The 8,212-nt window shown below is 58.1% G+C and carries 6 protein-coding genes; 5 read left to right on the forward strand and 1 reads right to left on the reverse strand.

Annotated elements, in window-relative coordinates; translation table 11 throughout:
• The first annotated feature begins 339 nt into the window (after positions 1 to 339).
• From AB4Z20_RS15500 to AB4Z20_RS15520, 5 genes are all read left to right on the forward strand, one after another.
• Entirely contained in the window at positions 340 to 4,734 is a 4,395-nt protein-coding gene (locus AB4Z20_RS15500; RefSeq protein WP_442090184.1) for an RHS repeat-associated core domain-containing protein, read from the forward strand.
• A gap of 13 nt (positions 4,735 to 4,747) precedes the next feature.
• A complete protein-coding gene (locus AB4Z20_RS15505; RefSeq protein WP_442090185.1) occupies positions 4,748 to 5,221 on the forward strand; it encodes an SMI1/KNR4 family protein in 474 nt (157 codons plus the stop codon).
• A 230-nt stretch (positions 5,222 to 5,451) separates the two neighbouring features.
• On the forward strand, positions 5,452 to 5,922 hold the full coding sequence (locus tag AB4Z20_RS15510; protein ID WP_442090186.1) for a hypothetical protein: 471 nt from the start codon (positions 5,452 to 5,454) through the stop codon (positions 5,920 to 5,922).
• A 127-nt stretch (positions 5,923 to 6,049) separates the two neighbouring features.
• Positions 6,050 to 7,060 carry a hypothetical protein gene (locus AB4Z20_RS15515; RefSeq protein ID WP_442090187.1) on the forward strand — a complete coding sequence of 337 codons (1,011 nt, stop codon included), beginning with the start codon at positions 6,050 to 6,052 and terminating at the stop codon, positions 7,058 to 7,060.
• Positions 7,061 to 7,411: 351 nt separating this feature from the next.
• Positions 7,412 to 7,990, forward strand: a complete 579-nt coding sequence (locus AB4Z20_RS15520; protein WP_442090188.1) for a plasmid pRiA4b ORF-3 family protein — start codon at positions 7,412 to 7,414, stop codon at positions 7,988 to 7,990.
• Positions 7,991 to 8,022: 32 nt separating this feature from the next.
• Here the strand turns inward: AB4Z20_RS15520 and AB4Z20_RS15525 are convergent.
• Positions 8,023 to 8,212, reverse strand: a 190-nt coding sequence (locus AB4Z20_RS15525) for a hypothetical protein (protein WP_442090189.1), incomplete at its 5' end; no start/stop codon positions are given.

Here is an 8,212-nt window from a genome sequence, read left to right on the forward strand (position 1 = left end):
CGCGATAGCGGTGGCCCAGCCACTGATGAGTGTTGACTGAAAAGGCCTCATCGCGAGCAAGCTCGCTCCCACAGGGGGTTGGGGGTGACCGGGAAGTGGAAGGCATCACCGATCAAAATGTGGGAGCGAGCTTGCTCGCGATAGCGGAGGATCAGCCACTGATGAGGTTGACTGAAAGGACCCCATCGCGAGCAAGCTCGCTACCACAGGGACAAACCGAAGCGGATCAAGCGCCAGAAATGGCATCAATGAGCATGCCCTAACCCACAAGGACAACAGGCGCAATGGAAGGCATCAAATTGCTTGAACACACTCTCATCAGCCACCTGAGCGACCTGCATGTCTGACGCGCTCTGGGCCGCCCGCCTGGGCGATGCACTCAACCACACCTCGATGATGGCCGACATCCTGGGCGGCGTATTGGAGGTGGCGGCCAACATCGCGATCACCGCGCTGGCGACCGCCGCCGTGGTCGCGGCCACGGGCATCACCGTGGTCACCGGCGGCCTGGGTTGCTTCGTCCTGGGCCTGGTGGTGGGCACCATCGTCGGCCTGGCCATGAGCAAGACCGGGGCCGACAAAGGCCTGAGCAATATATGCGAGGGCATCGGCAACGCCCTCTTTCCGCCCACGGTGCAGGCCAACATCCTCACCGGCTCCACCGACACCCTCACCAACAATATCCCCGCGGCCCGCGCCGCCGGAGCGATTGAATCCCATGTCGCCCCGGCCGGCACCGAGCTTGAAGCGCCGGAGCCTGAAGAAGACCCCAGCTACCTGGACATGGCCGGGAATTTCTTCTCGCAAATGTGGCGCCCCACCGTCGCAACGCCCGCCCCCGGCGCCGTGCCCAAGCCGGAAGACCTGGTCATCTGCATGAAGCATCCGCCGATGCCACCGCAGTTCATGGCCGAAGGTTCGGACAAGGTCACCATCAACGGCCAGCCCGCCGTGCGCAGCGGCGATCGCAGCACCTGTGATGCAACGGTGGTGTCGGCCGGGTTGATTTCGCCCAACGTGACCATTGGCGGCGGTTCGGTGGTGGTGCGCGAGATCCGCAGCGGCAAGACCCCGGGCGTAGGCCTGGCGGTCACCGCGCTGCTGATGCTCAAGGGCGGCAAGGGCAAGTTCTTCAGCAAACTGCCGTGCATGCTGGTGGGCGGCGCGGTGTCCATGGCCGCCAGCAGCGCGGCGAACGCGGCCGCCAACGCCGCCCTGGGTTCGTCGAACCCGGTGCATGCCGCCACGGGCGCCAAAGTATTGGGCGGTGACGAGGAACTGGATTTCGTCTTGCCCGGCATCCTGCCGATTGACTGGCAACGCGTCTACAACAGCCGCGACGAACGCCGCGACAGCCTGTTCGGTGCCGGCTGGAGCGTGGCCTACGAAGTCCAAGTGCAAATCCAGCCCCACCCCGACGGCGGCGAAACCCTGGTCTACACCGACGAACAAGGCCGGCCCATCGACATGGGCTCCATCCCGTTGGGCGGCGCGGTGTTCAGTGCCGGCGAAGGCTTGGCCGTGCGCCGCCATGTGAACGGGCAATTGCTGATCGAAAGCGACGACGGCCTGTACCGTTTGTTCGAACCTTCGCCCGCCACCCCATCACACCTGCGCCTGAGCCAACTGGGTGACCGCAACGACAACCGCATCCACCTCGACTACGACGACGCCGGACGCCTGGTGCGGCTGCGCGACACCTTCGACCTGGTGCAGGTCGAGCTGATCCGCGCAGGCGAACGCGTCACCCACATCGAACGCCTCTACCCCGACCAAACGCGGGAGGTGCTGGTCAGCTACGCCTACGACGCGGCCAACACCCTCGCCGAAGTGCGCGACGCCACCGGCCAGGTGCAACGGCGCTTCAGCTACGACGCCGGGCAACGAATGGTCGAGCACCAGTTGCCCAGCGGCCTGCACTGCTTCTACGAATGGGCCCTGATCGACGACCAGGAATGGCGCGTGGTCCGCCACTGGACCGACGAAGGCGACGCCTACCAGTTCGACTATGACCTCAAGGCTGGCATCACCCGCATCAGCGACAGTTTGCAGCGCGTCAGCACCCGGCACTGGAACAGCCAGCACCAGATCACCGAGTTCACTGACAACCTCGGCCAGACGTGGCTGTTCGAATGGAATGATGAACGCCAGTTGCTCAGCGCCACCGATCCACAGGGCGGCCAGTACACATTCAGCTACGACGAAGCCGGCAACCTGCTCAGCGAAACCGACCCGTTGGGCCGCAGCGAATCCACCCTCTGGCTCGAACACTGGGCCCTGCCGCTGGTGGACACCGACGCCGCCGGCCACAGCTGGAAATACCGCTACGACCAACGCGGCAACTGCACGGCCGAAACCGACCCGCTGGGCCACATCACCCGCTACCGCCACGACACCCATGGCCAAGTCGTGGAGATCATCGACGCCACCGGCAAAAGCAAGAAGCTGCGCTGGAACCCGTTCGGCCAATTGGTGGAACACGTCGATTGCTCGGGTTACCCGACACGCTTCAGTTACGACGCGCGCGGTTACCTGCAAACCATCACCGACGCCCTCGGCGAGCGCACCCAATTCAGCTACGACGCCCAAGGGCGCCTGCTCAGCAGCCAATTGCCGGACGGCCGCACCGAACACTACCAGCGCGACACCGCCGGCCACCTCACCGGCTACACCGACCCGGCCGGGCACACCACGCGCTACCAACACAACCGTCGCGGCCAGGTCCGCCAACGCACCGACGCCCAGGGCCGGCAAGTGCAGTTCGCCTACGACAGCTTCGGCCGGCTGCAAGCGCTGACCAACGAGAATGGCGAGAGCTACCGGTTTGCCTGGGATATCGGGGATCGGTTGATCGAGCAGCAGGACCTGGACGGCAGCGCCAAGCGCTACGACTACGACCGCCTCGACAACGTCGCGGCAGTGACGGCGATGCCCGCGCCCTACGGCACCGGCCTGGCGCTCGTTCCCGAATCCCCACAGCCCCCCATCGTCCATCGCCTGGAACGCGACGCCGCAGGCCGGCTGATCGCCAAAGTCACCGACGATGGCCGCACCGAATACAGCTACGACCCGCTGGACCAACTCACCGCCGTCACCTTCACCGACCTGCAAGGCAACGCCCAGACCCTGAGCTTCGCCTACGATGCCCTCGGCCAGTTACTCGCCCAAAACAGCGCCGCCGGCAGCCTGCAACACCACTACGACGAACTCGGCAACCTGATCCAGACCCAGCTGCCCGATGGCCGCTGGGTCAACCGCCTGTACTACGGCAGCGGCCACCTGCACCAGATCAACCTCGACGGCCAGGTCATCAGCGACTTCGAACGCGACCGCCTGCACCGCGAAGTGCTGCGCACCCAAGGGCAGATCAGCACCCGCAGCGAATACGACCGCAGCGGCCGCCTGCGCGCACGGCAACGCCGCCACAGCAGCCAACCCTCGCTGCTGCCGGCGGCGGTGCAAAAACACTTCGAGTACGACCCCGCCGACAACCTCATCGGCAAACTCGACCAGCAACCCGCCGCGCAACAGCGCCAGCTCCTGCACTACGACGCCACCGGCCGCATCATCGCCAGCCAGGACAGCCTGCACGGCCAGCGCGAGACCTTCACCTACGACGCCGCCGCCAACCTGCTGGACGGCCCAGCCCCCGGCGCCGGATTGGTGGTGCACAACAAACTGCTGACCTACCAGGACAAGCGCTACCGCTACGACGCCTTCGGCCGGATGATCGAAAAACGCAGCGCCAAACGCGGCGTGCAGCACTTTGCCTACGACGCCGAAAGCCGCTTGATCGAGGTGCGCAGCGACAACGGCAGCGTGGTGAAAATGGCCTACGACCCGCTGGGCCGGCGCATCACCAAGGCCGAACACGACAACAATGGTTACCCGCTGGGCGAAACCCGCTTCACCTGGGACGGCCTGCGCCTGTTGCAGGAGCACCGCCACCAGCAAACCAGCCTGTACCTCTACGAAGACGACGGCTACGCACCCCTGGCCCGCGTCGACGGCAGCGGCCCGCTGCAAAAGATCCGCTACTACCACAACGACCTCAACGGCCTACCGGAACAACTCACCGAAGCCGACGGGCACAACGTTTGGCAGGCTACGTATCGGGTGTGGGGTAACACGCTGGAAGAGGTGCGCGAGCCGTATTACATCGAAGAGCAGAATTTGCGGTTCCAGGGGCAATACCTGGATCGGGAAACGGGGCTGCATTTCAATACGTTCAGGTTTTATGATCCGGATGTGGGGCGGTTTACTACGCCGGATCCGATTGGGTTGGAAGGTGGGCTCAATCTTTACCAATACGCTCCGAACCCTATCGGTTGGGCGGATCCATGGGGCTGGGCGTTTGCAGGGGTGGACTTCACGGGAAGCAGTGACCTGTTCCCAACAACGGGCTCACAAAAGAATATCGTGACCATCAAGATGCAAGGCGCAAGGGGACGCGACTTCACGCAGGCCTTCAAAGAGGCCGGTATCTCGAAGAAAGCAGCGAAGGACTACACCTGGCACCACGTTGATGACTTCAACCCCAAAACCGGTACAACCACGATGCAGCTCGTTAAAACGACCGCACATGAGGCTACGTTCCCGCATGGTGGTTCAGTCGCGCAATATGAAAAACACTTCAAGGTTAAGTACGAGAGCACTGAGTCAGTCCTTGCCGCCTCCAAAAAAGGTTGGCTGGCCAACAAGATCCCTAAAGCCAAAGCTGGGCGCTGCTCATAAACGGAGATTAACGATGCTTGAAAATACATTCTCAGATGACGAAGCAGCCATCACGCCAGCGGACTTGGATCTTTTGGAGTCCGCTATTGGCAAGAAGCTACCCACGCCTTTTAGAAACCATTACCTCAAGTACAACGGCGGCGTGCCGGAGCGCACCTACTGGGTCGGCGATGATTTCGACGAGCCACTGGAAGTGGCCGCCTTCAAGCCAATTGCTGGCGCTGACTCCACGGTGCTATCCACCTATCAGTTGATGCTGAAGAAACAGGTACTTCCTGTGCACCTCTTACCTTTCGCAAATGACTGGGGTGGCAACTTCTTTTGCCTGAACCTTGATACCGAAGTCGTTAGCTATTTCACGACTGATAGCTTCGATAGCGACCTCAGCCCTGAAGAGAATCAGGCTCAATCCGAAAAGCTGGTCTGCTCGAATTTCCTCCGCTTCGTTCAAGGGCTGATCGATGAGGAAGATTTGGACGAGGAATAAATCATCGAACACCACAGGGTTTGCTCCGAAACGCAAACCCGTGGCGAGGGAGCTTGCTCCCGTTGGGCGGCGAAGCCGCCCCAAAAAAAAGGCCGGCGCACTCCTACATAAAACCGCTGCGCCACCGAGCGGGAGCAAGCTCCCTCGCCACGGTCTACATACTCCTTGAAGTCAGGCATGTATGTGCTGCCGTCCTCGTAAACGGCACGTTAATGTACGGTGGAATTTAAATGATTGATTTTGCAGCCGACATAAAATCCAAGCATTCAATTGCGAACATTTTATTGCAAGACAATATCTCGACCTACATGAATGAGCTCTATGAGCATCATAAAGTCGAGATAAATAACTACACGCTACCTGACGGTGAAACTAGAACAGCGTACGTAATCGATAGTACGCTCACCCTCTCGACCCTTCCTGACGGAACAATTTTTTCAATTGGTTGCAACGCGCAATACAAAGGGCTTTACCAGAACATGCTTTCTGCAGGAATGCCTTTTGACCAAATAAAAAAACTGACCAAACGCCAGCGCATATTTAATGGCGTCATAATCCTCAACGAGGACTTCGGCCTCTGCTATGTCTTGCCAGCGCCTTATGACGAGATTGCTGACAGCATCGAAAATATACCGCCGACGCTAACGCTGGATGAAATTTACGTATCCGATTTTTCTTCCTGGCTTCATAAATCGCAATAACATAAACCATCAACTATCCATCTGAATGCCAGCTAGAAAGAGGCACAAACTACACACCACAACAAGCACAAAGCCAAATACAGCAACGAATATCTACTCCGCAATACGAAACGGCAGGCTTAAAGCAATGGATGTACTCGAACTTCTCTCATACAAGCTTGAAAATTTCCTGAACGTCCGGCCGTATCCGAAGGCGTTGGGTGCTGTTTTTTACGAAGAAGACGAGCCCTCACTGCTGACCGTTGTCGCGAGAAAACACAATGGCGCGCCCTTCAGCGTTAGCCGCTGGCATGATCTGTTTTCCACCAGTGCTTTCGAAAAAGCCATGTTGAAGAACGGCTTCACGGAACCCGACTGCTACGCCCTGCTCCTGGTCTTGTCGCGCTTTGGCTACCTGCTTGAAATCGACAACCGGCAACGAACCAACAAGGATTACTTTATTTTCTTCTACCTGATCCAGCTGATCAGTTTGAAGAACAGCGCCCTGGATGCGGATGCGCGCCTTCGGAACTACATGCTCAGGTTCCTCCTCTTCGAATTGAGCATTGATGACGAGGCGTATCGTCGGTTCAGCATCGAGGGCAATCAGCTGATGATGGCGACCGATGGGCTGGGGCCGGTGGCTTTTCTGGATGTGATTGATCTGGTCTATAAAGCGATCAAGGCCGACAGCAGGAAAGAGCATGAATTGCTCAGCACGCTGAAAACGTTTCAAACAAGCACAGTCAGATTACTCACCGAGCCCGACGATACCCATTACCGCTTCGCGATCAATGATCGGCACAGCGTGCTTATGTACCCCGACGTTTTTTTGCCCACCTATGCTCAGGACAGGCAAAAAATATTTGATGCTTTGATCGATGCGGTCAATCCGCTTCAGTCAACGGGGAACCTGTTCGTCTCCAATATGATTGTGATGAATTACGCCTTTCACGTCCTGAAAGACAAGCCCCGCGAAATTCTAAAGCTGAAAAAATACGTCCGTGATGAAGCGCTGTTCGGTCAATTGCTGGAGGTGATCATCATGCGTCGGATGGCGGTCAACAAAGCGCTGTTCGAAAAAATCCCCACGGGGCACGATCTGTCTTTGATCGAGGATGGGCAAGCCTCGTTCTACAACATCTTGTACAGCCAGTAGAAACTTAACGATGCATTCGGATGTGCTTAAGAAAGCCCTGACGACTCAATCAATATTTGGGAACAAGCAGTTCGAACTGGCGCTTGCGAACAAATGACTAGGCGCGGGTTAAGCGCAAGTCCCCGTGGCGAGGGAGCTTTCTGGCAAAAATCGAAACTCAAATGGCCTGAACCAGGTTATTCAATTACCTTGAAACTCTGGCATGAGCCCCGGAGCAGCATTGATGACTCAGATTGTTCATCACCGTGACCTACGTAATGGAACGCATCGCCAAGCGCTCAGTCGGGCTAACGAACTGCGGCCCTGGAGCGTGTCTCTCACACTCACTAACACTGCGAGGCTGCCTGAGCCATGGCTAAAACTGTTCGCTTGCCAAAGCCCGAGCGTGACTTGTTGCTACTGCATATCGAGCTGAAGTGGACGACCCCAACGATTTGGCGTCGGTTCGCAGTGCCTGAAAACATTACCTTGGGCAGGTTGCATCACGTGATCCAGATCGTGATGGGTTGGAGCGATTACCATCTGCATGAATTTGAAATTGCCGGTGAGAATTATGGCGTGCCCGATCCTGATGGCTGGGGGCCGCCGGTGAATCCGGAAGCTCGTAAAACACTGATCAAGGCACTGAACGGAAAACGGACATTCAATTATCTCTATGACTTCGGTGATAGCTGGCATCACCGCATCAAGGTCGAAAAAACATTACCCGCTATTGCCTATTCTCAAGTGCCGTACTGCATCGGGGGCGCCAATGCTTGCCCACCGGAAGACGTGGGTGGAGGACCGGGTTACGAAGTGTTTTTAGAGGCCATGGCCGACCCCGGACATCCCGAACACCACGCTATGGTGGAATGGTACGGGGAGACCTTCGACCCGACGATCTTTGATTACGAACGCGTGAATCAGTGGTTTAAACAGATCAAGCTCTGAGTTGAAACGGGGGTGGTTCGGACACTTACCCTTCAGATGGGTATGTAACGTGCTACCGCCATCGCGAGCAAGCTGAACTGGCCTAATAATTCCGGACACCTCTTAAGGGCGATATGATTTCGCCAATTTGGAGGTTCCATGAAAGAAAGAAGAGTCTTTTCCCGCGAGTTCAAACATCGTGCGGCCAGCATGGTGATTGATGACAACTGTTCAGTACAGGAA

This window comes from Pseudomonas sp. KB_12, assembly GCF_052114545.1.
Classification (GTDB): Bacteria; Pseudomonadota; Gammaproteobacteria; order Pseudomonadales; family Pseudomonadaceae; genus Aquipseudomonas; species Aquipseudomonas brassicacearum.